At 73.6% G+C, this 26,149-nt stretch carries 21 protein-coding genes and 1 pseudogene; 15 read left to right on the forward strand and 7 right to left on the reverse strand.

The annotated features are described in order from the left end of the window. Positions 1–143: 143 nt before the first annotated feature. Together M0638_RS07350 and M0638_RS07355 are read right to left on the reverse strand one after the other, a co-directional pair. Positions 144–1,805: a TROVE domain-containing protein gene (locus M0638_RS07350; RefSeq protein WP_248666316.1), complete on the reverse strand. Its 1,662-nt coding sequence runs from the start codon at positions 1,803–1,805 to the stop codon at positions 144–146. A gap of 758 nt (positions 1,806–2,563) precedes the next feature. Then, positions 2,564–3,196, reverse strand: a complete 633-nt coding sequence (locus tag M0638_RS07355) for a DNA-3-methyladenine glycosylase I (RefSeq protein WP_248666317.1) — start codon at positions 3,194–3,196, stop codon at positions 2,564–2,566. A 381-nt stretch (positions 3,197–3,577) separates the two neighbouring features. Here M0638_RS07355 and M0638_RS07360 point away from each other — a divergent pair, with 381 nt between their 5' ends. Beyond that, positions 3,578–3,814, forward strand: a complete 237-nt coding sequence (locus tag M0638_RS07360) for a helix-turn-helix domain-containing protein (protein ID WP_248666318.1) — start codon at positions 3,578–3,580, stop codon at positions 3,812–3,814. 19 nt (positions 3,815–3,833) lie between these two features. On the opposite strand, the gene M0638_RS07365 is transcribed toward M0638_RS07360, so the two are convergent. Next, positions 3,834–5,426, reverse strand: coding sequence for an ABC transporter substrate-binding protein (locus M0638_RS07365; protein WP_248666319.1), 1,593 nt, complete (start codon positions 5,424–5,426; stop codon positions 3,834–3,836). Positions 5,427–5,726: 300 nt separating this feature from the next. Between M0638_RS07365 and M0638_RS07370 the strand changes: the two genes are divergently transcribed. Further along, positions 5,727–6,479: a TrmB family transcriptional regulator gene (locus tag M0638_RS07370; RefSeq protein ID WP_248666320.1), complete on the forward strand. Its 753-nt coding sequence runs from the start codon at positions 5,727–5,729 to the stop codon at positions 6,477–6,479. A 104-nt stretch (positions 6,480–6,583) separates the two neighbouring features. On the opposite strand, the gene M0638_RS07375 is transcribed toward M0638_RS07370, so the two are convergent. Then, positions 6,584–7,393, reverse strand: a complete 810-nt coding sequence (locus tag M0638_RS07375) for an NAD-dependent protein deacetylase (protein WP_248666321.1) — start codon at positions 7,391–7,393, stop codon at positions 6,584–6,586. A gap of 281 nt (positions 7,394–7,674) precedes the next feature. On the opposite strand from M0638_RS07375, the gene M0638_RS07380 reads away from it, so the two are divergent. Beyond that, positions 7,675–8,817: an alpha/beta hydrolase gene (locus M0638_RS07380; RefSeq protein WP_282571894.1), complete on the forward strand. Its 1,143-nt coding sequence runs from the start codon at positions 7,675–7,677 to the stop codon at positions 8,815–8,817. A 97-nt stretch (positions 8,818–8,914) separates the two neighbouring features. Here M0638_RS07380 and M0638_RS07385 read toward each other — a convergent pair whose 3' ends face one another. Continuing rightward, positions 8,915–10,057 carry an alpha/beta hydrolase gene (locus M0638_RS07385; protein WP_248666322.1) on the reverse strand — a complete coding sequence of 381 codons (1,143 nt, stop codon included), beginning with the start codon at positions 10,055–10,057 and terminating at the stop codon, positions 8,915–8,917. 208 nt (positions 10,058–10,265) lie between these two features. Here M0638_RS07385 and M0638_RS07390 point away from each other — a divergent pair, with 208 nt between their 5' ends. From M0638_RS07390 to M0638_RS07400, 3 genes are all read left to right on the forward strand, one after another. Beyond that, on the forward strand, positions 10,266–11,435 hold the full coding sequence (locus tag M0638_RS07390) for a zinc-dependent alcohol dehydrogenase family protein (protein ID WP_248666323.1): 1,170 nt from the start codon (positions 10,266–10,268) through the stop codon (positions 11,433–11,435). A 2-nt stretch (positions 11,436–11,437) separates the two neighbouring features. After that, a complete protein-coding gene (locus M0638_RS07395; protein WP_248666324.1) occupies positions 11,438–12,241 on the forward strand; it encodes an N-acyl homoserine lactonase family protein in 804 nt (267 codons plus the stop codon). A 247-nt stretch (positions 12,242–12,488) separates the two neighbouring features. After that, positions 12,489–13,940, forward strand: coding sequence for a hypothetical protein (locus tag M0638_RS07400; protein ID WP_248666325.1), 1,452 nt, complete (start codon positions 12,489–12,491; stop codon positions 13,938–13,940). A 57-nt stretch (positions 13,941–13,997) separates the two neighbouring features. Here M0638_RS07400 and M0638_RS07405 read toward each other — a convergent pair whose 3' ends face one another. Next, complete coding sequence (locus tag M0638_RS07405) at positions 13,998–15,050, reverse strand: alpha/beta fold hydrolase (RefSeq protein WP_248666326.1); 1,053 nt, start codon at positions 15,048–15,050, stop codon at positions 13,998–14,000. 207 nt (positions 15,051–15,257) lie between these two features. On the opposite strand from M0638_RS07405, the gene M0638_RS07410 reads away from it, so the two are divergent. The 8 genes from M0638_RS07410 to M0638_RS07445 all read left to right on the forward strand — a co-directional run bounded on the left by M0638_RS07410 (position 15,258) and on the right by M0638_RS07445 (position 24,119). Then, on the forward strand, positions 15,258–15,662 hold the full coding sequence (locus M0638_RS07410; RefSeq protein WP_248666327.1) for a hypothetical protein: 405 nt from the start codon (positions 15,258–15,260) through the stop codon (positions 15,660–15,662). 234 nt (positions 15,663–15,896) lie between these two features. Continuing rightward, entirely contained in the window at positions 15,897–16,664 is a 768-nt protein-coding gene (locus tag M0638_RS07415) for an SDR family oxidoreductase (RefSeq protein WP_248666328.1), read from the forward strand. Positions 16,665–16,705: 41 nt separating this feature from the next. Beyond that, a complete protein-coding gene (locus M0638_RS07420; RefSeq protein ID WP_248666329.1) occupies positions 16,706–17,500 on the forward strand; it encodes an SDR family NAD(P)-dependent oxidoreductase in 795 nt (264 codons plus the stop codon). A 573-nt stretch (positions 17,501–18,073) separates the two neighbouring features. Further along, complete coding sequence (gene rho / locus M0638_RS07425; RefSeq protein ID WP_248666330.1) at positions 18,074–19,357, forward strand: transcription termination factor Rho; 1,284 nt, start codon at positions 18,074–18,076, stop codon at positions 19,355–19,357. 142 nt (positions 19,358–19,499) lie between these two features. Beyond that, positions 19,500–20,390, forward strand: a complete 891-nt coding sequence (locus M0638_RS07430; protein ID WP_248666331.1) for a tellurite resistance TerB family protein — start codon at positions 19,500–19,502, stop codon at positions 20,388–20,390. A gap of 337 nt (positions 20,391–20,727) precedes the next feature. Then, positions 20,728–22,116, forward strand: a complete 1,389-nt coding sequence (locus M0638_RS07435; protein WP_248666332.1) for a class II 3-deoxy-7-phosphoheptulonate synthase — start codon at positions 20,728–20,730, stop codon at positions 22,114–22,116. A gap of 10 nt (positions 22,117–22,126) precedes the next feature. Continuing rightward, positions 22,127–23,272 (forward strand): nicotinate phosphoribosyltransferase, encoded by a 1,146-nt coding sequence (locus M0638_RS07440; RefSeq protein ID WP_248666333.1) that lies wholly within the window; start codon positions 22,127–22,129, stop codon positions 23,270–23,272. A 271-nt stretch (positions 23,273–23,543) separates the two neighbouring features. Next, positions 23,544–24,119, forward strand: a complete 576-nt coding sequence (locus M0638_RS07445; protein ID WP_248666334.1) for an N-acetylmuramoyl-L-alanine amidase — start codon at positions 23,544–23,546, stop codon at positions 24,117–24,119. A gap of 179 nt (positions 24,120–24,298) precedes the next feature. Here the strand turns inward: M0638_RS07445 and rpsD are convergent, their stop codons facing one another. Beyond that, positions 24,299–24,916, reverse strand: coding sequence for a 30S ribosomal protein S4 (gene rpsD / locus M0638_RS07450; protein WP_248666335.1), 618 nt, complete (start codon positions 24,914–24,916; stop codon positions 24,299–24,301). Between the two features lie 392 nt (positions 24,917–25,308). On the opposite strand from rpsD, the pseudogene M0638_RS07455 reads away from it, so the two are divergent. Next, positions 25,309–26,149, forward strand: a pseudogene (locus tag M0638_RS07455) (PAS domain-containing protein); the annotation flags it as partial.

Below are 26,149 nucleotides of genomic sequence, written 5' to 3' on the forward strand. Positions count from 1 at the left end.
TCGGCGTGGCGGGGACGCATCGTCGCCGATGCGGCCGCCGGGCACGCATTGGCGGGCGCGCGGGCGATGCCCCGCGACCGCCGGTGGTTCCGGCGCGAGGCCGGGGAGGGGACCCGGCGGCCGGTCCTGTGGCCGCCGGGGTTTCAGTCGCCGCGGATGAAGTCGGCGATCAGCGCGGGCGCGGCGGCGTCGAAGCCCACCACGTCCAGCATGCCGGCATCGTCCGGGTCCGCGATGGAGAATCCGTTCGACACCATGCCCACCACGACGAGCTTCGCCGCGATGCCGGTGCGTTCGCGGTAGCGGCGCAGCGCCTCGGCGGGGTGGATCGCGCCCGCCCAGGTCTCGCTGTCCGTGTAGACCACGAACGCGTCCACGCTCAGCCCGTGCTCCAGCGCGTGGAGCATGGGCAGGGCGCAGTCCGTGCCGCCGAAGGGCAGGTCGGACACGGCGCGCACCGCGTCGTCCAGCCGCATCGAGGGCGAGAGCGGCAGCGGCCGCAGCAGCGGCCGGCCGTTCCAGTTCCCGTCGGCCGAGGTGAAGCCGACGATCTGCGTCTGCGGCTCGGTCGCCGCCGTCATCAGCGCCATCGCCGCCGAGGCCTCGCGCGGCGTCAGCGCCGTGCCGGCCACCCGGCCCGCCGCCATCGAGCCCGACACGTCGAGCGCCAGCAGCAGGCGCTTCCCCGTCGGCTCCACCGTGGCGAAGGCCGTGTGGAAGGCCGCGTTCAGCGCGTCCACCACCGCCTGCACCGGCTCCCACACCAGCTTGCCGCGATCGCCCCGGCCCTGCGCGTAGGTGCGCAGCGCCAGCAGGATCGCCAGCGGGTGCAGCCGCGCGCGGCGGATGCGCTCGGCATCGCCCAGCGCCGAGAGCACGTCCGGCACGCGCTCGCCGAACGGGCGCAGCACGCCCACCGCCGTCAGCTTGGCCAGGCTGCGCACCAGCGCGCCGAGCGGCATGCGGTCGAGCAGCGCCTCCCACACCACGGCCTCGTTCAGCAGCGCGCCCGGCACCGCCTCGCGCGGCAGGTCGTGGGCGCGGATCAGCGCCGCCGCCGCGGCCGGGTCGGTGGTCCGCGCCAGCGTGTCCGCCGCGCGGAGCAGCGCCGGCAGCGACTCGCCCGCCGTGCCGCGGCACACCCAGTCGAACAGGTCGCGCCGCGCGGGCTCGGCCGTCTGCGGGTGGCTCAGGCGCAGCAGGTCGCGATGCGACCAGCCCTCGCGCTGGCGGTACTTCACCGCCTGGTAGGCGAGCGCCGCCACCGGCCGCGCCGCGTACCAGCCGCCGACCGCGCGCCGCAGGCCGCGGCCCCAGCCGCGCAGCCCCTCGACGAAGCCCGCGAAGCGGAAGAGCTGCGTGCCGGTGCGGGCGACGCGCGGCAGCGCGGCCAGCGCCAGACGGCGCGTCTCCACGGCCTCCGCCGAGGCGGCCAGCGCCAGCGCGAAGAGCGCCGGATCGGCCTTCGGCGCGCGGCCCGCCTCGCTGACCGCGACGATCCGCGCGACCGCGCGCGGGCCGTCGGCCGCGATGGCGCGCAGCACGGCGGCGGCGTTGTCGCGGGTCAGGGCGCGCTCGCTCGCGTAGTAGCTGCCGCCTTCGGTGCCGAGGATCAGGAAGCGGTCGAGCCGCGTCCAGTCGTCCACCGGGAAGGCGTGGCCGCCGGCGCTGTTCGGCACCGTGCCGGGGATCGGCTCGGATTGCGGCACGGCGTCCGCCAGCGCCTCGACCACGGCCGGGGAGACGGCGGTGGGCTCGAAGCGGCGGCGCAGGCGCGCGAGGAAGGTGTCGAGATAGCTGGCCATGGCCCGCCTCCGGGAAGAAGGTCCGGCGGGCATGGGGATGGCCCAGGGCTGCATCAGCCCCGTGCGAAGGAGCGGAGCCGCCCTACGAGGGCGGTGCCGGCGCAACCCCGGCCATGATGGAGCGGTTAACCCTGGGCCTCCGGCCCGCCGGAGGAATGTCGTCTGGGATGATCGTCATCGGGATTCAGAAGCGGCCGAACCGCTCGGGTCCGACTTTCCGCCCGCAGGCGCCCGGCCGTCGCTGCATCGTTTCATGGCTCGACATGCCGGCCTCCTTTCGCGCCGCATGGCCCCGGTCCCCGGGGGCGGGTGGTGTTGCATGGTCCCGATCGGGGACCGGTCCTACAGGCCCCGAGCCGGGGCCGGGGCGGACATGGTGGCGCCCGACGATGAAGTCCGGTGCTCTGCACTGAGCTACGGCGCCGCGTGGCGCCGGCGGGGCTTGCACCCGCGACCCCCGGATTAGGGATAACCGTCGAACCTCGGCCCGCCCGGGCCTCGATCCTCGCCGCCGTTGCCGGGGGCGCCGCGGACATGTTGGTTCGGCCGGGTACGGGTCGATGTGCAGTCGATAACCCGGCCGGTCCGGCCCGCAGGCGCCGCGTATGGCGGAACGACCCCGGGGGCGTCAAGCGGAACTTGATGTTTTCTAAAGTTTCCGCGGCCGGCCTGTCGCACCCGCCGAGTGGCACGCCGGCAGAGGCGCGACCGGGGCGACAGCCGGCGGCGGCGCCGATGGCGGCCGCGCCCCGCCGCGTTCAGCCGGGACGGCGGAAGGCGGCCCGGGCCCGCTCGGCCTCGGCACGGATCGCGCAGCCCTCGGCATGGTCGTTGACCAGCCCCATCGCCTGCATGAAGGCATGGACCGTGGTCGGGCCCACGAAGGCCCAGCCGCGCCGCTTCAGGTCCTTCGACATCGCCACCGAGGCGGGCGAGGTGGAGACCGGCGAGGCGGGGCTTGGCGAGGCGGAATCCGCCCCCTCGCGCGTCTCCGGCGGCGCCTCGAAGCGCCAGACATAGGCGGCGAGCGAGCCCGCCTCCCGCGCCAGCTCCCGCGCGCGGCGGGCGTTGTTGATCGCCGCCTCGATCTTGCCGCGATGGCGGACGATGCCGGCATCGCCCAGCAGCCGCGCCACGTCCCGCTCGTCGTAGCGCGCGATCCGGTCGCGGTCGAAGCCGTGGAAGGCGGCGCGGAAATTCTCCCGCTTGGCCAGGATGGTGCGCCAGCTCAGCCCGGACTGGAAACCCTCCAGGCAGAGCTTCTCGAACAGGCGCCGGTCGTCATCGACCGGGAAGCCCCATTCCGTGTCGTGGTAGGCGAGGTACTCGGGCGTCGCCGCGCACCAGCGGCAGCGCGGCCTGCCGTCCGGGCCGGGGAGGGTGGCGCTCACGGCGCCGCATGCCGCCATGGGGCGCCGGCGGGCCGGTGCCGGCGGGTGTTCCGGCATGGGCCGGGTGGGCGTGTGTTGACGGATGGCATTCGACGCTCTGCCGTTGAGCTACGGCGCCTCGCGGCACCGCGTGGGACTCGAGCCCACGATCTTCGCCGTGACAAGGTAACCATCCGCCGCCGGCCCACCCGGCCGATCCGGCAACGCGCCGCCCCGCGGGACGGAACACGGCGCGGTGGCGGGCATGCTGCCGCGACCGGTATGGCGTTTCCGGGACGATAACCCGGCCGCCTCGGCCCGCCATGGCCAGGAATGGCGCGCGGGTCGGCCATCGGTCAAGCGGAACTTCATTTTTCCTCAAGAGCGCCCTACATCGCGGCCATGATCACCACGGCCCAGATCCGCGCCGCGCGCGGGCTGCTGAAGTGGACCCAGGCGACGCTCGCCCACCGCGCCGGGGTGTCCACCGTGACCCTCAACATGATCGAGAACGAAACGGTGCGCCCGCGCGCCAACACGGTGGCCGCCATACGCGGCGCGCTGGAGCAGGGCGGCACCGAATTCCTGGAGGAGGACGGGGTGGGCGTCGGCGTGAAGCTGCGCCGCGCGGTGCAGTAGCCCCGCACGGCGCGCGGGGTCAGCCCTTCGCGACGCCCCAGAAGGTCGGGATCGGACCCTTGCCGATGCCGGAGACGTTCCGGCGATAGGCCTGGTAGGTCATGAAGAACCCTGTCGGGACGTAGATCGCGTCCCGCATGCCGGCGACGCTCAGCGCCTCGTTCGCGGCGCGTCGGCCGGCGAGGTCGGGGGCGGCGAACCAGGCGGCGCGCGCCGCCTCCACCTCGGGGCTGTCCGGCCAGCCGAACCAGGCCTGCGGCCCGTTGGCGTGCACCATGAAATTGGTCGCCGGATCGACGCAGCTGATGCCGGCGTTGAAGCTGTGCATCGCGTTCCAGCCGCCGCGCGCCGGCGGCTCGCGGTTGCCGCGGCGGGAGACGGTGGCGCCCCAGTCGAGCGCGACGATGTCGACCTTCATGCCGAGGCGCTGGAGCGTGTCGATCGTCACGTCGCATTGCGGCTTCACCCAGGGATGGTCCTGGGTGGCGAGGATCGTGACCGGCTCGCCGCGATAGCCGCTCTCGGCCAGCAGCCGCTTCGCCGCCGCGATGTCCGGTGGCCGGCGCAGCAGGTCGTTGCCCGCCTCGGTGTAGTCGGGCGTGCCGGGGATGAAGAAGCTGTTGTTGGCCTTCCACATCGCCTCGTCGTCGCCGACGACGGCGCGCATGTAGTCCTCCTGCGAGGTCGCCAGCATCAGCGCCTGGCGTGCCCGCACGTCGTTGAAGGGCGGGTGGAGGTGGTTGAGGCGCAGCACGCCGGTCATGCCGAGCGGGTCGGCCACCTCGACGGCGACGTTGCGGTTGCGCTTCAGCACCGGGACGAGGTCGCTGATCGCGTTCTCCCACCAGTCCACCTCGCCGTTCTGCAGCGCGGCGGCGGCTGTCGCGGCATCGGCCATGGTCAGCCACTCGATGCGGTCCAGCAGCATGCGCTTGCCGCCGGCGAGCCAGCTCGCCGGCTCGTCGCGCGGCACGTAGTCGGGATTGCGCTCGAACACGGCGCGCGCGCCGGGGACCCATTCGTCACGCCGGAAGCGCATCGGACCGGAGCCGACATACTCGCCGATCGGCGTGTTCGGGCTGGTCCGCGCGATGCGCTCGGGCATCACGAAGCAGGCGAGCACCGCGGCCTTGCCGAGCGCGTAGGGGATCTGCGGGAAGGGTTGCTTCAGTACCCAGCGGAAGGTGCGGTCGTCGGTCGCGGCCAGCTCCTGCTGGCGCGCCAGGATCATGCGGCCGAGGAAGTCGCGGGCCGACCAGCGGGCGATGCTCGCCACCGCGTCGCGCGCCAGCACCGGCGTGCCGTCGTGGAACTTGAGGCCCGGGCGCAGGCGGAAGGTCCAGGTGAGGCCGTCGGCCGAGACCTCCTCGGATTCCACCATCTGGCGCTGCGGCCGCAGCGCGGAATCGACGCCGTAGAGCGTGTCCCAGATCAGCATGCCGGCGTTGCGGACCACGTAGATCGTGGTCAGCACCGGGTCGAAATTCGTCAGGTCCACCTGCGGCACGAAGCGCAGCGTGCGGGCGGCCGTCCCCTGGGCGAGCGCCGGCGCCGGCAGGCCGCGGCCGAGCGCCGCGGCGGCCGTCCCGCCGATGAAGTGACGTCGTTGCATGCTGTTCCCGCTCCTGTCAGGCGCTTCGCCGCGTCGTCGTCGCTCGTCCCGGCAGCGCGACAGCGCCGCTCCGGCCATGCCGGAGGGCTGCGCAACTGCATCTTCTTGCGTTGCAACATGGCCGGATCGCGCTGTTCCGTCAAGCTAGGTCGACAGCAAGGGAGATCATAAACCAATGAAATAGAACAATAAATGCTGCGGGATTGATGATCGTGTCGACGATTCTCGACGGCAGGCGGCTTGCTTCCGGCCGGTCTCCCTGTCAGTCATGTCGTCGCCTGCCGACGACGGGAAGGGACGATGGATCTGGATCAGGCCCTGGCCGCGCTCGGCCTCGAGGGCAGGCTGGCCCGCTTCTACCTGGCTGCGCTGGAACTCGGCACGGCGCCGATCCATGCCGTGGCGGCACGGGCCGGGATCGGCCGCACCACCGCCTACGACCTGGCCCAACGTCTCGCCCGCGAGGAGCTGGCGACGCTGGTGCAGCGCAACGGCCACCGCCACCTCGCCGCCGCGGATCCGGCCGCGCTGGTGCGCGAGGCCGAGCGCCGCCGCGCCGCCGCCGAGAGCGCGCTGCCGGCCTTGCGCGAGCTGTTCAACAGCGCCGCCGCCACCCGCCCGCGCATCGCCTTCCACGAGGGCGAGGAGGGCATCCGCCGCGTCCTGTGGGAGACCCTGGAGTGCCGCTCCGGGGTGCTGCGCGGCATCCTCTCGATGCGCGAGCTGCTGGAGGCTCCCGGCCGGCAGGAGATGGACCGCTACCTGGCCGAGCGCATTCGCCGCCGCGTCACGCTGCGCGTGCTGCGCAGCCCGGAGCACGAGACCTTTGCCGGCATCTGGCCGGATTCCGACGCCGAGTATCGCGAGTTGCGCTGGGCGCCCCTGGGCGCCGCCTTCGCCAGCACCGCCTTCGTCTACGACGACCGCGTGGCGATCATCTCCTCGCGGCGGGAGAATTTCGGCCTCGCCATCCAGAGCGAGGAGGTGGCGCGGCTGGTGCAGACCCTGTTCGAACTGATCTGGGCTGGCGCCGCCGACACGCCGCCCGGCTGAGCGCGCCCCTGCGGCGGCCTGGACGGGGCGGAGCCCCCGGGGGCGCCGACGCACGCGCCGGCCCGCCCGGCGCCCTCCGCCTCCCGGTGCCGCGGCAGGGGGCGCTACAGCAGGAAGGCCAGCGCCTCGTCGCAGGGCTGCGCCACCTTCAGCGTCAGCAGCGCGTCGGCGCGGGTGCGGCCGAGATTCACCGCCGCGATTGGCTTGCCCAGATCGGCGGCCCGCTGCACGAAGCGCAGGCCCGACCAGACCATCAGCGACGAGCCGACCACCAGCACCGCATCCGCCTCGTCGAGCGCGTGGTAGGCGGCCTCGACCCGCTCGCGCGGCACGTTCTCGCCGAAGAACACCACGTCCGGCTTGAGCACGCCGCCGCAGGCGGGGCAGGGCGGCACGTCGAAGCCGGAGAAGTCCTGCGCCTCCAGGTCGGCGTCGCCGTCGGGCGCCCGCCCGGCATCGAGCATGGCCCAGCCCGGGTTGCGCCGCAGCAGCGCCGCCTGCATCGACTCGCGCGGCAGGGTGCCGCCGCAGTCCAGGCAGCGCACCACGTCCAGCCGGCCGTGCAGGTCGATCACCCGCCGGCTGCCGGCCGCCTGGTGCAGCCGGTCCACGTTCTGGGTCAGCAGCAGCGTGGTGCCGCCGCTTGCCTCCAGCCGCGCCAGGGCGTGGTGCGTCCGGTTGGGTCGCGCCCGGCCGAAGCTGCGCCAGCCGACCATGCTCCGCGCCCAGTAGCGCCGCCGCGTCGCCTCGCTGCCGAGGAAGGCCTGGATGGTCACGGGCGGCGTGCGCTTCCACTGGCCGTCGGCGTCGCGGTAGTCGGGGATGCCGGAGCCGGTGCTGCACCCGGCGCCGGTCAGCACGAACAGCCGCCGGTGGCGGCCGATGAAGTCCTGCAACGCGACGCTCTCGCTCATGCCGCCCTATGTAGGAACGGCCCGCCCGGCGCCTATGGCGCGCGCCGCGCGGAGGGGCGCCACGCCGGCCGGGCCGCGCTGCCACGACCTCGCTCGGCCCGCGCCGCCACGACCACTTCGGCCGGGCCGTCACGGCTGCTTCGCCGGGCCGTCACGGCCACGCTCGCCCCGGGCCGCCACGGCCACGCGGCATGGGCATGGTACGGCGGAAGCGTGTATCCCTCCGCTCCGGGCGGCCCCGGCCGCCGGGGAACGCGACAGGGACGGAAACGGAGAACGAGATGCAGGCGCCCGCACCGCTGGACACGCCCACCCTGCCGGACGGCATCCGCGCCCGCATCCTGCCGTCGGTGAACGGCCTCGCCATGCACGTGCTGGAGGCCGGCGAGCCCGGCCGCCCCGCCCTGCTGCTGCTGCACGGCTTCCCGGAGCTGGCCTATTCCTGGCGCAAGGTGATGCCGGCGCTGGCCGAGGCCGGCTACCACGTCGTCGCGCCCGACCAGCGCGGCTTCGGCCGCACCACCGGCTGGGACGCGGCCTACGACACGGACCTCGGCGAATTCCGCACCCTGACCATCGTGCGCGACGCGCTGGCGCTGCTCGCCGCCCTCGGCATCCGCCAGGTGGAGGCGGTGATCGGGCACGATGCCGGCGCGCGCATCGCGGGCACCCTGGCGCTGGCGCGGCCGGACGTGGCGCGCCGCGTGGCGATGATGAGCGCGCCCTTCACCGGCCCGCGCCCGCTGCCCTTCGGCACCGAGGGCGCGCCGGCGCCGCCGGCGCCCGACATCCACGCCGCCCTCGCGGCGCTCGACCCGCCGCGCAAGCACTACCAGTGGTACTACGCGACGCGCCCGGCCAACGACGACCTGATGCGCTGCCGCCAGGGCCTGCACGACTTCCTGCGCGCCTACTACCACCACAAGAGCGCCGACTGGCCGGGCAACCGCCCCCATCCGCTGCGCGCCTGGGTCGCCGAGGAACTGGCGAAGCTGCCGACCTACTACGTGATGCCTCTGGAGCAGGACATGGCGCAGACCGTGGCGCCGCACATGCCCGCGCCCGAGGCGGTCGCCGCCTGCCGCTGGCTGCCGGACGAGGAGCTGGCCGTGTACGCGGCGGAGTACGGCCGCACCGGCTTCCAGGGCGGGCTGAACTGGTACCGCTGCAACACCAGCCCGGCGCACACGGCGGAATTGCAGCTCCTCGCCGGCCGCACCATCGACGTGCCGGCGGCCTTCGTCTCGGGCGCGCAGGACTGGGGCATCCACCAGGTGCCCGGCGCGCTGGAGACGATGCGCACCCGCTTCTGCACCCGCATGACCGACTGCCACCTGATCGAGGGCGCCGGCCACTGGGTGCAGCAGGAGCAGCCGGCCGAGGTGGTGCGGCTGCTGCTGGATTTCCTGCGCCGCGAGGGCTGATCCGGCGCTGCCCGGTGCAGGGCGCGGCGTCCGGACGCGGGACGTCGGACGCGCGCGGCGCCGGCCAGCGGGGAGGGGGCTACCCTCCCCGCGCCGGTCACTTCCCGAGATGCCGGTCGAGGAAGGCGGCGATCTCGGTGAAGGCCTCCTTCGTCTCGGGCGCGTCGGGGTCGAACATGTACTGCGCGTGCGACTGCCCCTCGAACACCTGCAGCACCGCCTCCACCCCGGCCTGCCGCAGCTTGCGGTGGGTGCGCACCGTGTTGCTCAGGAACAGGTCGCGCGTGCCGCTGGTCAGGATCGCCGGCGGGAAGCCCGTGAAGTCGCCGTAGATGGGCGAGAGCTGCGGGTCCTTCAGGTCCGTCCCGCCCGCGTAGAGCGCCGCGGCATGGCTGAGATAGCCCTTGTAGCTGACCAGGATGTTGTCCAGCCACTCGTTGGTCCGGTAGGTGTCGCCGGTCTCCGTCAGGTCGGACCAGGGCGTGCCGGGCGCGATCGCGGCGGGCAGGGGCAGGCCCTCGGCCCTGGCGCGCAGGATCATCGCCAGCGTCATGCCGCCGCCCGTCGAGGTGCCGAAGATCGCCATGTTGCGCGGCCGCTGCATCTGCAGCGCGGCCTTCCACACCGCCATCGCGTCGTCCATCGCGGCGGGGTAGGGATGGTCAGGCGGCATGCGGTAGTCGAAGGAGACGACCTTGAAGCCGCTGAAGGCCGCCATCAGCGTCGCCTCCTGCGTGCCCGCCTCGCCGGGGTTGTAGACGTAGCCGCCGCCATGGACGTGCACCAGCAGCCGGTCCCGGTTCGCCGCCGGCACCTCGCGCGGCGTCAGGATGAACGCCTTCACCCCGCCGAGCACGGCATTCTCCATCGAGACGCCGAGCCGCGCGCGCAGCGCCGGCTGCGCCGCCGCGCCGGGGGCGGCGAGCCGCGCCACCAGCGCGCGCCACGCCTCGGCATTGGCCGGGTTGGCGTTCCAGGCCGGCGCGCGGTAGGGCGCGGCGATCGCGGCGCGCATGGCCGGGCTGGTCGTCTCCGGCACCGGGATGCTGCGCCCCGGCACCACGCGCGGCCCGGGCTGCGCGTTGAGCCGTGCCTGCTGCGCCTCCAGCGCGGCGAAGTCCGGGGTCAGCGGCGTGCCGCCGGCATTCCCCGGCGCCGCGGCCGGCTGCGCCCGCGCCGGCAGGGCCAGCGGCAGGGTGAACGCCGCCGAAAAGAGGGCGGTGCGTCTCGTGAGGTCCATCTGGGCATTTCCTCCGGGGATTTCCCCGCCTGCGCGTCCCGACGCGGTGCCTGGGCGCGGCGCCCCGGCACGACGGGCCGGGTTCGCGGCAGGTTCGGCCGGCGGCCCCGGCTTGGCAAGGCGGGCGCGCCACCGGCGGCGCGCCACTTGGTCGGCAGCGGCGCCCCGGCGTAGCCTGACGCCACGACAACGGGGAGGAACGGACGCGATGCGCATGCAGGCGGCGGTGCTGTACCGGCAGGGGCTGCCACGGCCCTACACCGAGAGCCGGCCGATGGTGGTCGAGGAGGTCGAGCTCGACCCGCCCGGCCCCGGCGAGGTGCTGATCGAGATCGTGGCCGCCGGCCTCTGCCACTCCGACCTCTCCACCATCGAGAACCAGCGCCCGCGCCCGCTGCCGATCGTGATCGGCCACGAGGGCTCGGCCATCGTGCGCGAGGTGGGGCCGGAGGTGCCGGACCTGAAGCCGGGCGACCACTGCGTCACCGTCTTCGTCACGAGCTGCGGCCATTGCCGCTACTGCGACGCCGGCAGGCCCAACATCTGCACCGGCGGCTTCGCCGCGCGCGCGGCCGGCACGCTGCTCTCGGGTGCGAGGAAGCTGCGGCTCAACGGCGAGCCGATCAACCACAACAGCGGCCTGTCGCTCTACGCGCAGTACGCGGTGGTGGCGCGCTCGGCGCTGGTGCGGATCGACCCCGACATCCCGCTCGCCGAGGCCGCGATCTTCGGCTGCGCGGTGATGACCGGCGCGGGCGCGGTGCTGAACACGGCGGGGATCGGGGCGGGCGACAGCCTGGCCGTGGTCGGGCTCGGCGGCGTCGGCATGAACGCGCTGCTCGCGGCGGTGGCGGCGGGGGCGGAGCGGATCGTCGCCATCGACACCAACCAGGAGAAGCTGGCGCTGGCCCGCGAATGGGGCGCCACCGACACCTTCCAGGCCGGCCCCGATTGCGCCGCCGCCGTGCGCGACGCGACCGATGGCGGGCTCGACACGGTGGTCGAGACGGCGGGCGCGATCCCGGCGATGGAGCTGGCCTACGCCATCACCGCGCGCGGCGGCCAGACCGTCTCCGCCGGCCTGCCCAACGTGCAGAAGCCCTTCTCCTACCTGCACGCGGCGCTGGTCTCGGACGAGCGCAGCATACGCGGCTCCTACATGGGAAGCTGCGTGCCGCAGCGCGACGTGCCGCGGTTCCTGCGGCTGTGGCAGCGCGGCAGGCTGCCGGTGGACCGGCTGATCAGCGGCCATATCGGCTTCGACGAGCTGAACGCCGGCTTCGACCGGCTGTCGGAAGGCGGCGTGCTGCGGCAATTGCTGCGGCCGCACGGCGTCCCGGCCGATCTTCTCCCCGGCAACGCATCGAAGGCGGCGTGACCATGACGGAACCGACCTACGAGATCCATGCCGTCCGCTACGCCACGCAGGCGCGCATGGCGTGGCAGAATTTCCTGTTCACCGACGACCACGCCTCCTCCATGCCCATCGACTTCTACGTCTGGGCAGTCGTCGGCAACGGCCGCACCATCGTCGTCGATGCCGGCTTCGACGAGGCGACGGCCGAGCGGCGCCGCCGCCCGCTGCTGCGCACCGTGCCGGAGGCGCTGGCGCTGGCGGGCGTGGACGCGGCCACGGTGCCGGAGGTGGTGCTGACCCATCTGCACAACGACCATGCCGGCGCCATGGCCGCCTTCCCGAAGGCGCGCTTCCACGTGCAGGACGCCGAGATGGCCTTCGCCACCGGCCGCTGCATGTGCCACGCCGCGCTGCGCCTGCCCTTCGAGGCGGAGCATGTGGTGGACGCGGTGCGGCACCTCTTCGCCGGGCGGCTCGACTTCCACGACGGGGCGAAGGAGGGGCCGGCCGAGATCGCGCCCGGGATCACCCTGCACCTCGTGGGCGGCCATTCCGGCGGGATGCAGGTGGTGCGGGTGCCGACGGCGCGCGGCTGGGTGGTGCTGGCGAGCGACGCGACGCACTACTGGGCCAATATCCGCGAGCGCCGCCCCTTCCCGATCGTGGCCGACCTGGGCGCGATGATGGAGGGCTTCCGCACCTGCGAGGCGCTGGCCGACGGGCCCGACCACATCATCCCCGGCCACGACCCCGAGGTGCTGCGGCGCTTCCCGCGATCGGGCGACAGCCCGGACGCGGTGCGGGTGGACCTGCCGCCGCTGGACTGAGGCGCCGGCCGGCCCGGCCCATCGCCCGGTCGCGCGGGTCGGATCGGCGGTCCGGCGCCACGATCGGTCGCCGGTTCGCGCCGGCCCGCGCCGCGACGGTTGCCCGGCGGCCGCGCCGCGCGTAGTGCAGGCCGGCGAACCCGGCCCGCGCCGGGCCGCTCCGCCACCGCCGCCACCGCCGCCACCGCCGCCAGCGCGCCGCGCCTTCCGCCGCGGCTCCGCGGCCGGCCACCTGGGAGTGCATGCGATGACGCCGTCCGAGGAGCAGCAGGAGGCGATCGAGGACGCGGAGGCCGTGGCGCGCGAGGTCGCGCCGGACTTCGACACGATGCTGTTCACCCTCTACCCGGACGAGGCGACGCTGCAGGCGTTGCGGCCCGGGCCGGACGACCTCGCGACGGTCACGGCGGCCGACCGCGCCGCCGCCGCCGTGCTGGCCGCCTCGGGCGTCGAGATCCTGGCCCGGGTGGCGGATGCGACGACTCTGCCCCCGGAGCAGGGACGGATCGACCACGCCTCCCTGCGGCGCGGCGCCGACGCCCTGGCCCTGCTGGGGCTCGACCCCGGCCTCGCCCGCCCGCGCCCGCCGCTGCCCCGCGGCGGCGGCACGCCGGCCGACCGGCTGATCCGCGCCTATCTGCACCCGGACGCGACCAACGCCTTCGGCCGCCTGGCGGAGGAGGTGATCGCGTCCGGCAAGCAGGGCGTGTTCGACGTGGCCATGCGCCGGCTGCGCGAGCGCTACGAGGACGAGACCGCGGCCCGGTTCGTCGCCGGCTTCTTCTCGATCGCGGAGACGGCGCGGCTCGGTCCCTCCGGCCGGGTCTCCCTGGTCGCGCTGCCGGTCTGCCTGATGTCGGGCGCGACCCTGCCGGACCCGGTGGAACTCGGGAACGGCTATCTCGCCTCGGGCGCGCTGCGGCCGGACTGGGACGTGCATTTCCTGCCCGGCTGGCGCTCCCCGATGCACCTCACGGGGGTGAGCCCCATCCTGCTGCGCCGGTCGCTGACCGAGATGGCGGCGGGGCGGGAGCCGGCGGCGCTGCCGGTCGCCGACGCGGAGACCCTGCAGGAGGAGGGCTTCGCGATGCTGCTCGGCCTGTGCGTGGACTGGAGCCTGCCGCTCTGGGAGGAGATGGAGGACATCGTCGACGAGGACCTGCTGGAGGAGGCGGAGGCGTACGGCGACGACGGCGACGACGACGAACCGGAGGACGACGAGGACGATCTGCCGCCCGATCCCGCCACGGCGGCGCGCGACGAGGCCTTCGCGCTCTGGCGGTCCGAGGCCGGCAAGGACACGCGCTGCGTGCCGCTGCCGCTGGTCCCCGCCGGCGAGGTCGCCGCCGAGATCCTCGATTTTCTCGAAGGCATGCGGAATCTCACGGACGGCCTCGGCGAGATCACGGATTTCATCGACGCCGCGCGGGAGGAGGTGCCGGGCGAGGAGGTGGTCGGCCACCCGGTGGTCAAGGGCCGGGCGCTGGAGCTGACGCTGCGGACGCGCGACGGCCGCTTCCTGGACAGCCGCCTCTTCGCCGCCGACGAATTGCCGGGACCGGTGGCGGCCACGCTGTCCCTGGTCCAGACGCTCCTGCCCTGCGAGCCGCGGGAAGGCACGGCGGATGGCGCCAGGCCGGCGGACGACCTGCCGGCGGACGACGCGCCGGCGAACGACGCGCCGGCGAACGACGCGTAGGGGAACCGACGGCGCCGGGCGGGGGCCGCCGCCCCGTCCACCCGTCCGCCGCCGGGCTCAATCCGGCGGCGGCGAGGCCAGCCACTCGCGCACCGCGTCGCGCAGGAAGCGCGCATCCTCGGGGTTCTGCATCGGGTTGCCGGCGCGGTGCCCCCAGATGCTCGGGATCGGCCGCAGCGCGGCGTGGCGCAGATGCGGCAGCTCCGCCTCGTTGTCGGCGACGCGGAAGTAGAGGTCGGTCGCGCCCGGCATCAGCAGCACCCGGGCGCGGATGGCGCCGAGCGCCCTCGCCAGGTCGCCGCCATGGCGCGGATCGTCGGCGATGTCGCCCGCCTCCCAGCAGCGGAGCTGCGCGTAGAGATCGGCCGCGTCGCGCGTGTCGTAGCGCGTCTCCCAGGTGCGGAGATAGGCGGCGAGGTCGGCGGCGCCGCTGGAGGTCAGGTGCAGCCCGGCGCGGTAGAAGTCCTGGCTCATCGCCCAGCTCGCGTAGATGCGGCCGAAGGCGCGCAGCGCCATGTCGGGGCGCGCGTCGAAGCGGCCGCCGCCGCGATGCTCCGGCGCCGCCTCCAGCACCGCCATCAGCGAGCGCAGGAACACCCGGTTGTGCTCGGCGGTGCGGGCGCTGCCGCAATTCACCACGATGCGGTCCACCGCCCCGGGGAACGCCGCCGCCCAGTGATAGGCCTGCTGCGCGCCCATCGACCAGCCATAGACGCAGGCCAGCCGCTCGACGCCGAACTCCTCCGCCAGCAGCCGCCGCTGCGCCGCCACGTTGTCCCACGCCGTCACGAGGTCGGGATAGTCGGGCGTGTTCGAGGGCGAGGAGGACAGCCCGTTGCCGAACATGTCGGGCTGCACGACGAACCAGCGAGTCGGGTCGAGCACGCCGTCCGGGCCGATCAGCCATTCCAGCTCCGGGTGCTGGGCGCCGTAGCTCGTCGGGTAGAGCACCACGTTGTCGCGCGCGGGCGAGAGGGTGCCGTGCGCCTTCCAGCTCAGCACGGCGCCCGGCAGCACCGCGCCGCCGCGCAGCGCCAGGTCGCCCAGCGCGAAGCGCCCCGTGCGGGTCGGCCAGCGGGTCGGCCAACGATCCATGTCGCCTGCAACCATGGACCTTCTCTCCTCGATCGTCCGCCCGCGGTGTGACGCGGGACACGGCCCGCCGATGCGATGCGTCGGAGAATGCGTCCCGGCAAGGGCCGCACGGGACGAGGCCGGCGCTCCTCCGATCGGGGGATGCGGCGGCGGCAGGACCGACGCAGCCTGCCGTCGCGACGATGCGTCCCGCATCGACGGCTGTCCAGGAAGGAAGATGCCATGTGCAGGCTGGCAGGCAACGACAGTCGCATCCGCCTCGGCTTCCGCCGGACGTTGGCGGCGCTGGCGCCCCGGCTCGGGCTGCTGGGCCTTGGGCTGGGTGTCGGGCTGGCATCGGCGGGCCTCGCCGACGAGCCGCGCGGCGCGGAGAGGCTCGCGACGCCGGTCGCCATCGGCCCGGTCGCCAGCAGCCCGGTCGCCATCGGCCCAGTCGCCATCGGCCCGGTCACCGGCGATCCGGAACACGACAGCATCGGCTATCCGCAGCCCCGGCCGAGCGAGTGCCTGATGGTTCGCTTCACCAGCCAGCCCGTGCCGGTCGGCGAGGTGACGGGCGATCCGGAGCACGACACGGTCGGCTATCGCGTCGCCGGCTACGAGCCCTGCCCGCCCGCGACCCGCTGAGCGGGACCTACGAGGCGCTCCCCGGTCAAGGCGCTCCCGGGCAAGCCTGCTCGGCCATTCGTCCATGCGCAAACCTCCGGAGGTTTGCTTGGGCAAGGCGCTCCCCGGGGGCCGCCGGCTGCGTCGCCGGGCCTCTGTCGGAAGGCGTGGCCACGCGCCCGGCGGCGCCGGCCGGGCTTGGTCGCCGGCCGCTCCCGTGCCACCGTTGCCGCAAGCAGCGGGGAAGGGAACGCCATGCCGGGCTTGCTGGCCGGGAAATCGGCGCTGGTGACGGGGGCCGCCTCCGGGATCGGCCGCGCCACGGCGCTGCTCTTCGCGCGGGAGGGCGCGCGCGTCACCCTCTCCGACCTGCCGGGCGAGGCGCTGGAATCGGCCGCCGCCGCCGTCGCGGATGCCGGCGGCGAGGCGCAGGCCGTCGCGGCCGACGTCACGCGGGAGGACGAGGTGGCCACGCTGGTGGAGCGCGCCGTCGCCCGCTTCGGCCGGCTGGACTGCGCCTTCAACAATGCGGGGGTCGCGCCGCGCAGCGTCGGCGCCGCCGGCCAGCGGATCGGCGAGATGAGCCGGGATTCCTGGGACGCGCTGCTGGCGATCAACCTCACCGGCGTCTGGCTCTGCATGAAGCACGAGCTGGCCGCGATGGAGCGGCAGGGCGGCGGCGCCATCGTCAACACCGCCTCGATCGGCGGGCTGGTCGGGCTGCCGCGCTCCAACGCCTATGTCGTCTCGAAGCACGCGGTGATCGGGCTGACGCGCTCGGCCGCGATCGACTACGCCGAGGCGGGCATCCGGGTGAACGCCGTCTGCCCGGGCTATGTCGAGACGCCGATGATCGGCGAGTCCATGGCGCGCCGCGGCGAGCAGATCCTCGGCACCGTGCCGATGCACCGGCTCGGCCGGCCGGAGGAGATCGCCGAGGCCGTGGCCTGGCTCTGCTCCGACCGCGCCGGCTTCGTCACCGGCGCGGCGCAGGTGGTGGACGGCGGCTACACGGCGGTCTGACCGCCATCCCGCACGGCCGGGCAAAAGGGAGGGAACCGGGAATGGATTTTTCGGGCAGGGTCGCGCTGATCACCGGCGGCGGCAACGGCATCGGCCGCGCCGCCGCGCTGGGCTTCGCGCGGCGCGGCGCGCGGGTGATGGTGGTGGACCGCGACGCGCGCGGCTGCGAGGAGACGGTGCGGCTGCTGCGCGAGGCGGGCGCCGAGGCGGGCCACGCCGTCGCCGACGTCACCCGCGCCGCCGAGGTGCGGGACTACGTGGCGGCGACGATGGAGGCCTTCGGCGCCATCGACTGCTTCTTCAACAATGCCGGCATCGAGGGCCGGGTCGCGCCGCTGGTCGATAGCGACGAGGAGAATTTCGACCAGGTGATCGCGGTCAACCTGAAGGGCGTGTTCCTCGGGCTGAAGCACGTGCTGCCGGTGATGCTGCGCCAGGGGCGCGGGGCGGTGGTGAACACGGCCTCCACCGCCGCGGTGCAGGGCTCGCCCGGGCTTTCCGTCTACGTCGCCTCGAAGCACGGCGTGCTCGGCCTCACCCGCACGGCGGCGGGCGAGGTGGCGCGCGGCGGGGTGCGGGTGAACGCCGTCTGTCCCGGCCCGACCGCGACGCGCATGATCGAATCGCTGGAACGCCAGGGCGGCAACGACCCGGAGCAGGTGGGGCGCCGCTACCGCGACACCATCCCGCTCGGCCGCTACACCACGGCCGAGGAGGTGGCCGGGGTGGTGCTGTTCCTGTGCTCGGACCTGGCCGGCGGCGTCACCGGGGCGCACTACCTCGTGGATGGCGGCCGCACCGCCACCTCGGCCAGCGTCCGCACCGTCGGCGGCTGACCTCCGCCGCCCTGCCGGCAAGGATGAGCAGGCGGGGGGCGGATCCGTGGCCGCGACGGTCGGCGGGCCGCCCCGGCCGGACGCCGCGGTCCATGGGGCGATCCATGGGGGGGCGATCCATGGGGGACGAACCATAAAATGGAATGATGGCTCGCAAAGGAAACCGGGGCCGGCGGGACGGGCGGGAACGGGGATGCCATCGCCGGCGCACCCTGCCCGCAGCGAATTCAGCGCATTGAACGCCGCCGCCCGGAAGCGGGAGGGCGGGACGGGGGAGGGCGGCCGGAAACGCCGACGCGACACCGGGCATCGCCAGCGCAACGGCCGGTTGACGATGCCGGCCATGCTCCCTATGTATGCCCGCGGCTGCCCTCAGCGATTCGTGGCCCCCGCCGCGCCGCGCTGTTCCCTCCCTCCTCCATTCGGGACTTCGTCGCCGCCCGGCGCGCCTTCTCAGGGCGCGCCTTCTGGCGACCCGGCTGGGCCACTCCCCCGCGGCAACGCGCCGCCTGGCCCTTCAGCCCGCCCCCGGTCCCGGCTCCCACCCGTCGCCTTCGGACTCGCCGAGCACCCATGCACCTCTCTGAACTCAAGGCCAAGAGCCCCTCGGACCTGCTCTCCTTCGCCGAGCAGCTTCAGATCGAGAACGCCTCCTCCCTGCGCAAGCAGGACATGATGTTCGCGATCCTGAAGCAGCTCGCCGAGAACGACCAGGCGATCTACGGCGAGGGGACCCTGGAGATCCTGCCCGACGGCTTCGGCTTCCTGCGCTCGCCGCAGGCCAACTACCTGCCGGGCCCCGACGACATCTACGTCTCCCCCTCCCAGGTACGCCGCTTCGGCCTGCGCACCGGCGACACGGTGGAGGGGCAGATCCGCTCTCCCAAGGACGGCGAGCGCTACTTCGCGCTGCTCAAGGTCAACGCGATCAACTTCGAGCCGCCCGAGGCGCTGCGGCACCGCATCAACTTCGACAACCTGACGCCGCTCTACCCGCAGCGCCGGCTGCGGATGGAGAACCCGGAGCTGGAGAACGCGCCCGCCGGCAAGAGCGGCCCGCAGAAGGACTACACCCACCGCGTGATCGACCTGATCGCGCCGATCGGCATGGGCCAGCGCGCCCTGGTGGTGGCGCCGCCGCGCACCGGCAAGACGGTGATGCTGCAGAACATCGCCAAGTCGATCACTGCGAACCACCCGGACGTGTTCCTGATCGTGCTGCTGATCGACGAGCGGCCCGAGGAGGTCACCGACATGGCCCGCACGGTGCGCGGCGAGGTGGTCGCCTCCACCTTCGACGAGCCGGCGACGCGCCACGTCCAGGTGACCGAGATGGTGCTGGAGAAGGCCAAGCGCCTCGTCGAGCACAAGCGGGACGTGGTGATCCTGCTCGATTCCATCACCCGCCTCGGCCGCGCCTACAACTCGGTGGTGCCCTCCTCGGGCAAGGTGCTGACCGGCGGCGTGGACGCCAACGCGCTGCAGCGCCCGAAGCGCTTCTTCGGCGCCGCGCGCAACATCGAGGAGGGCGGCAGCCTCACCATCATCGCGACCGCCCTGATCGACACGGGCAGCCGCATGGACGAGGTGATCTTCGAGGAGTTCAAGGGCACCGGCAACTCGGAGCTGATCCTTGACCGCAAGCTCTCCGACAAGCGCACCTTCCCGGCGATCGACATCACCAAGTCCGGCACCCGCAAGGAGGAGCTGCTGGTGGATCGCGCCACGCTCTCCAAGATGTGGGTGCTGCGCCGCATCCTGAACCCGATGGGCACGCAGGACGCGATGGAGTTCCTGCTGGACAAGCTCAAGTACAGCAAGACCAATCAGGACTTCTTCGACGCGATGAATACCTGAGCGCGCGACGCGCCGGGTTGCGGCCCGGCTGCCGGCGCGCGCCGGCCCCGCGCGTGCCGCGAAAATGCCTTGGAACCGCCCGGCCGTTCGGCCGATTCTTCCACATCGCCCCGCGCCGGCGGGGCAGTGACGGGAGAAAGCCATGTTCGACGCGACCAGGGTGCTCGGCTCCATTCTGGAGAGCCGCGGCACGCCCTCCGCTGATGGACGCCTGCAGAACGCGGCCCGCAGCGGCGATGCCGGCGGGTTGCTGCAGCAGGTGCTGTCCCAGATCGGCGGCCAGGGCGGCGCGGCAGGCAGCGCATCCGGCGGCGGCCTCGGCGGTCTGCTGGGCGGGATGCTGAACCGGGGTCAGGGCGCGGGCCAAGGTGGGGGCCAGGGCGGGGCGCCGGCCGGGCAGGGTTCCGGCGGCGGCCTGCTCGGCGAGATCGCCGGCATGGTCCGGCGCGGCTACGAGAACCCGCGCGACGAGCTGCGCCGCAACAACCCGGCGGTGATGGGCGGCCTCGGCGCGCTGGCCGGCGCGATCCTGGGCGGCGGGCGCGGCGCCACCGGCGGCGGGCTGATGGCCGTGCTGGGCAGCCTGGCCTATTCGGCGATGCAGAAGCAGCGCGCGGCCGAGGGGCAGGCGCCCGAGCCGGCACCGGCCAGCCTGCCCGGCTACCAGGATGCCGGCGACGTGCAGCGCAAGGCCACGCTGATGCTGCGCGCGATGATCCAGGCGGCCAAGTCGGACGGCCGGATCGACCAGGACGAGATGGACCGCATCCTCGGCAAGCTCGACGAGCACGGCGAGGATGCCGAGGCGCGCGACTTCGTGCTGCGCGAGATGCGCGGGCCGGTCGACGTCGAGGGGCTGGCGCGGCAGGCGCAGGGTCCGCACGAGGCGGCGGAGATCTACGCCGCCTCGCTGATGGCGATCGAGGTCGATACCCAGGAGGAGCGCGACTACCTCGCGAGGCTGGCGGCGGCGCTGGGGCTGTCGCGCGAGGCGGTGGACCATATCCACGGCACGCTCGGCGTGCGGGTCTGAGCGTCCGGCGCGAGGGCATCGGGGCGCTGCCCCGAGGCAGGGGAGGGCGTTGCCCTCCCCCGCACCCCTCCCACCAAAGGGCGAAGCCCCTTTGGAAACCCCGTTCGGAAAGGCACTCGGGCGGTCCCGACACCCGGGCCTGAAAACGGATAGAGGTGCAGGAGGGCCTCGCCCTCCTGCCGGATGGGGCCCGGGGAAGGCAGGGCCTTCCCCGGGAGCCGTCCCCGGTGCCCCGATGTCCCCGGCAAGCAGCCCCGCGCCTGTTGCAAGGCCCTTGCCCTTTCCAACGGCGGCTCGCCGCCGCTAGTGTCCCCGACCCTTGTGGGGAGAGAAGCCGATGACTGCGCGCGGGTGGAACCCGGCAAGCTGGCGCGACATGCCGATCCGGCAGGTGCCGGAGTATCCCGACCAGGACCTGCTGGCCGCCACGGAGCGCAAGCTCGCCGGCTGGCCGCCGCTGGTCTTCGCGGGCGAGGCGCGTCGCCTGAAGCACTCGCTGGCCCAGGCCGCCTCCGGCCAGGCCTTCGTGCTCCAGGGCGGCGACTGCGCCGAGGGCTTCTCGGATTTCAGCGCGAACATCATCCGCGACACCTTCCGCGTGCTGCTGCAGATGGCGGTGGTGCTCACCTTCGGCGGCGGCCTGCCCGTCGTGAAGATGGGCCGCATGGCCGGGCAGTTCGCCAAGCCGCGCTCCTCGGACGTGGAGACGGTGGCCGGCGAGACCCTGCCGAGCTACCGCGGCGACATCATCAACGGCCCGGAATTCACGTCCGCCGCGCGCATCCCCGATCCGGCGCGGATGGAGTTCGCCTATCTCCAGTCCGCCGGCACGCTGAACCTGCTGCGCGCCTTCGCGACCGGCGGCTACGCCGACCTGCACCAGGTCCACCAGTGGAACCTCGGCTTCGTCGCGCGCTCGCCGCTCGCCGACCGCTACCGCGACCTGTCGCAGCGCATCGACGAGACGCTGAACTTCATGTCCGCCTGCGGCATGAACAGCATCACCGCGCCGCAGATCCGCGAGACGGAATTCTACACCAGCCACGAGGCGCTGCTGCTGCCCTACGAGCAGGCGCTGACCCGCGTCGATTCCACCTCCGGCGACTGGTACGCCTGCTCGGCGCACTTCCTCTGGATCGGCGACCGCACGCGCCAGCCGGAAGGCGCGCATGTCGAGTTCCTGCGCGGCGTGCGCAACCCGATCGGCATGAAGGTCGGCCCGAGCATGGACGCCGACGAGCTCGTGCGCCTGACCGAGCTGCTGAACCCGGCCAACGAGCGCGGCCGGCTGACGCTGATCTCGCGCATGGGCGCCGACAAGGTCGAGACCCGCCTCTCGCCGCTGGTGCGCGCGCTGCGCCGCGCCGGGCGCGAGGTGGTGTGGCTGTGCGACCCGATGCACGGCAACACGGTGAAGGCGGCGAACGACTACAAGACCCGCTCCTTCGACGCGATCCTCGCCGAGGTGCGCGGCTTCTTCAACGTCCACGCCGCCGAGGGCACCTGGCCGGGCGGCGTGCACGTCGAGATGACCGGGCAGGACGTGACGGAATGCGTCGGCGGCGCCCGCCGCCTCTCCGAGGCCGATCTCTCCGAGCGCTACCAGACCTTCTGCGACCCGCGCCTCAACGCGGAGCAGTCGCTGGAACTGGCTTTCCTGATCGCCGAGGAGCTGAAGTCGCGCCGCGTGCGGCCGGAATTCGTGCCCTCCCAGGCGGCGCAGTAGGGGCTCCGACGTGGACGCGAACGAGGCGGCGGAGGCGGCCAGCATCCGTGCCCGCACCGACCACTACTTCAACCGCACCAAGGCGATCGTCTCGCGCTTCGGCGATTGCCGCGTCACCTACGCGGTGTTCCTGCGCCGTCCGGTGGTCTCGGCCCCGGGCCTCGCGCTGGAATGGCTGGAGCAGGTGGCGGCCGAGCGCGGCACGACCTTCGACATCGAGCTGATGCACAAGGAAGGCCACTGGGTCGGCGCGGGCGACCCGCTGCTCTACCTCACCGGCTCCTTCACGCAGCTCGCCGACCTCGAGACGCTCTACCTCCAGAAGCTCGGCCCCGCCTGCGTCGCCGCGCACAACGCCTACCAGATGTGCATGGAGCTGCCCAAGGCCGCCTTCCTCGCCATGGAGGCCCGGCACTGCGCCGGCGCCGAGATGGAGGAGATGATGAGCTACGCCGCCGCCGTCGGCAGCCGCGCGGCGCAGCGCGAGGGCGCGAAGGGCTTCATCGGCAACGCCACCGACGAGACGGCGCACTGGTTCGGCAACAAGCGCGGCTTCGGCACCATGCCGCACGCGCTGATCGGCTACGCCGGCTCCACGCTCCGCGCCGCCGAGATGTTCCACGAGACCTACCCGGACGAGGACATGACCGTCCTGGCCGACTATTTCGGCCGCGAGGTCACGGACAGCCTGGAGGTCTGCCGCCGCTTCCCCGAGCTCGCCGCCGCCGGCCGCCTCGCCTTCCGGCTGGACACGCATGGCGGCCGCTTCCTGGAAGGGCTGGACCCGGCGGCGAGCTACGCCGTGCTGGAGCGCCACGTGCCCGGCGCCATCCGCCGCTACCGCAACGAGACCGAGCTGCGCCATCTCGTCGGCACCGGCGTCTCGGCGGCCGCCCTCTGGCGGATGCGCGAGGCGCTGGACGCGGCCGGCTTCCCGAAGGTGCGCCTCGTCGCCTCCTCCGGCTTCGGCGTGGTGAAATGCCGCGTCATGGCCGAGGCCAAGGCGCCGATCGACGTGGTCGGCACCGGCTCCTTCATCCCCGAGATCTGGAGCGAGACCTACGCCACCGCCGACATCGTCGCCTATGACGGCGTGCCGCGCGTGAAGCTCGGGCGCGAATTCCTGCTGCGCCAGCAGGCGTCGCGCCGGCCCTGAGCCGGGCGGGGGAGGGCAGGCGCCCTCCCCGGGGAAGGCGCCGCCTTCCCCGGACCCCAACCGCCAGGAACCTCAGGTTCCTGGACCTCCGCTGGCGTTTTTGGCCCCGTCGGTTCGGCCGATGGGGCTTTCTTCGCAGTCCGCCAAGGTTAATATTCCTTGATAGCAGAAAAAATTCCTATTATGATCCGGCCCAGGTGAAGGGCCCGGCCTGCCGCCGGCCCGCCGCGTCTCCCGGCCGCCCCCACGGCCGCAACGGTGGAGCAGCAGCATGGCCGCCTGGACCGGTATCGTCGGCAATGGCTACACGCCCGAGGCGTTCGACGCCTATTGCCGCACCCTGCGCTGGGCGGCGTGGAAGCCCGGCTTCGTGGTGCTGCACAACACCGGCGCGCCCTCGCTGGCACAGCGCCCGCTCGGCTTCACGCGCCAGCACATGGCCGGCTTCGAGGCCTTCTACCGCGACACGCGCGGCTGGAGCGCCGGCCCGCACCTCTTCGTCGACGACCGGCTGATCTGGGTGTTCACCCCGCTCACCCGGCCCGGCGTCCATTCGCCCTCCTGGAACCGCGTGGCGCTGGGCTGCGAGATGCTCGGCGACTACGACCGGGAAAGCTTCACGGAAGGCCGCGGCGGCCAGGTGCGCGCGAACGCCGTCGCCGCGCTGGCGACGCTGGCGGCGGTCGCCGGGATCGAGCCGGGCGGCATGCGCCTGCACCGGGAGGACCCGCTCACCACCCATGCCTGCCCGGGCAGGGCGGTGGAGAAGGCGGCGATGGTGCGGTCGGTGCGGGATCTGGTCGCGGCGCGGCACGCGGCCGTGGCGGCACGGCCGGTCGGCGCGTAGGCCGTCGGGCCTGGGGAATGCCGGTGGGAAGACGTCGGGGCGAACCGGAAGTCCGCCGACGTCGAAGCGATCGGATCGCCCGTCGGCGCAGGCATGATCGCGCCGCCTGTCGGCGGCAGGCCGCCGGACCGTGGCCCGGCGGCAGGTCCCGCGCGGCAGGGCCGCGCGGGGAAGCCGGATCAGCGCGAGTAGAACTCGATGACCAGGTTCGGCTCCATCTGCACCGGGTACGGCACGTCCGTCAGCTTCGGGGCGCGCACGAAGCGGCCGCGCATGGCGCGGTGGTCCACCTCGATGTACTCCGGCACGTCGCGCTCGGCCGACTGGGCGGCGTCGAGCACCACGGCGAGCTGCTTGCTCTTCTCCTTGACCTCGATCAGGTCGCCGTCCTTGACGGAGTAGGAGGGGATGTTGAGCCGCTTGCCGTTCACGGTCACATGGCCGTGGTTGACGAACTGGCGGGCCGCGAAGGGGGTCAGCGCGAACTTCATGCGGTAGATCACCGCATCCAGCCGGCGCTCCAGCAGCTCGATCAGGTTCTCGGAGGTGTCGCCCTTGCGGCGCACGGCCTCCTCGTAATACTTGCGGAACTGCTTCTCGCCGATGTTGGCGTAGTAGCCCTTCATCTTCTGCTTCGCCATCAGCTGCACGCCGAAGTCGGTCGGCTTGCTCTTGCGGCGCTGGCCGTGCTGGCCGGGGCCGTAGCTGCGCTTGGCGACGGGGCTCTTCGCGCGCCCCCACAGGTTCACGCCGAGGCGGCGGTTGATCTTGTACTTGCTTTCCACGCGCTTGGTCATGCGACGCGGGTCCTTCTACGCTCGTGTGTTGTCCCGGTAGTCGCCATGCCCGCGACGCGGACAGGCGCGGGCGCATGCCCCGCAGGCATGTCCACGTTCCCAGGAAGAGGCGGGGCGTATAGGGGGCGGGGGAGGGGCTGTCAAACCTCGCCGGCGCGCGGCTGCCGCGCGGGCGGCCCCGCCGGCCCGCGCGGCCGCCATGGGCCCGGCGGGGCCATTTGTCCGGATCCGCCCCGTCGTCCCGGCCGGTGGAAGCGCCCGGCGGCGAGGTCTGCCCGGGGCATGGTCGCCGCCGCTCCCGCCTGCCGAGCGCTCTCGTGAACCGCTCCGGCCGGTCACCGGTGATAGGCTGCGATCGTACCGCCCCGTCACCGATCGGCAGGGAGCCCGGCATGCCGGCAATCCGTCCCGAGCCCGTGCTGGACGCCCTCTACGCCGCCGCCGCCGATCCCGCCGGCTGGCCCGCCGCGCTCGCGGCCCTGGCCGACCATGTCGGCGCCGGCAGCGCGATGCTGGTCCGCAACGCCCCGGCCGGACGGCACAGCACGCTGCTCGCCGTGCGGACGCGGGAAGACCTCGACGACCTCTACCTCCGTCGGCATGTCTGGAACCCGTGGACCCGCGGCGCGGGCCGGGTGCCGCCCAGCCGGGTGGTCGCGGCCAGCGCCGTCGCGGACTGGGACATGGTCCGCCGCACCGAATTCCATGCCGACATCCTGCATCCCCAGGGCATCCGGGACATGCTCTTCGTGACCCATGCCGGCTTCGCGGCGGAAGGCGCGGTCGGCGGCATCAGCGTCTCGCTCGACGCGCGCCAGGCCGACCGGGTGGGGGCCGCCTCCCGCTGTCTCCAGCGTCTGGCTCCGCACCTCTCCCGCGCGCTGGACCTGTCGCGCCGCTTCGCCGCCCGCGACCGGGGCAGCCGGCAACTTGCCGCCCTGCTGGATCTGCTGCCGGGCGCCGCCCTGCTGCTGGACCCGCGCGGCCGCGTCTCGCACGCCAACCCGGCGGCCGCCGCGCTGCTGCGCCAGGGCGACGGCCTGACCGTGACGCGGGAGGGTGGGCTGCGCCCCGCCGCCGCCCTGCCGGCCGAGAATGCCGCGCTGACGCGCCGGATCGCCCGCGCCCTGGCCGTGGCGGCCGGCGATCCGGTCGAGCCGGGCGGCCCCCTGTGCCTGACCCGGCCGGGGCGCGGGCCCCCCCCCCGCCGGGCGGGGGGGGCGCGGCCCCGCC

The sequence above is a fragment of the Roseomonas acroporae genome, assembly GCF_023223525.1.
GTDB classification, from domain to species: Bacteria; Pseudomonadota; Alphaproteobacteria; order Acetobacterales; family Acetobacteraceae; genus Roseomonas_E; species Roseomonas_E acroporae.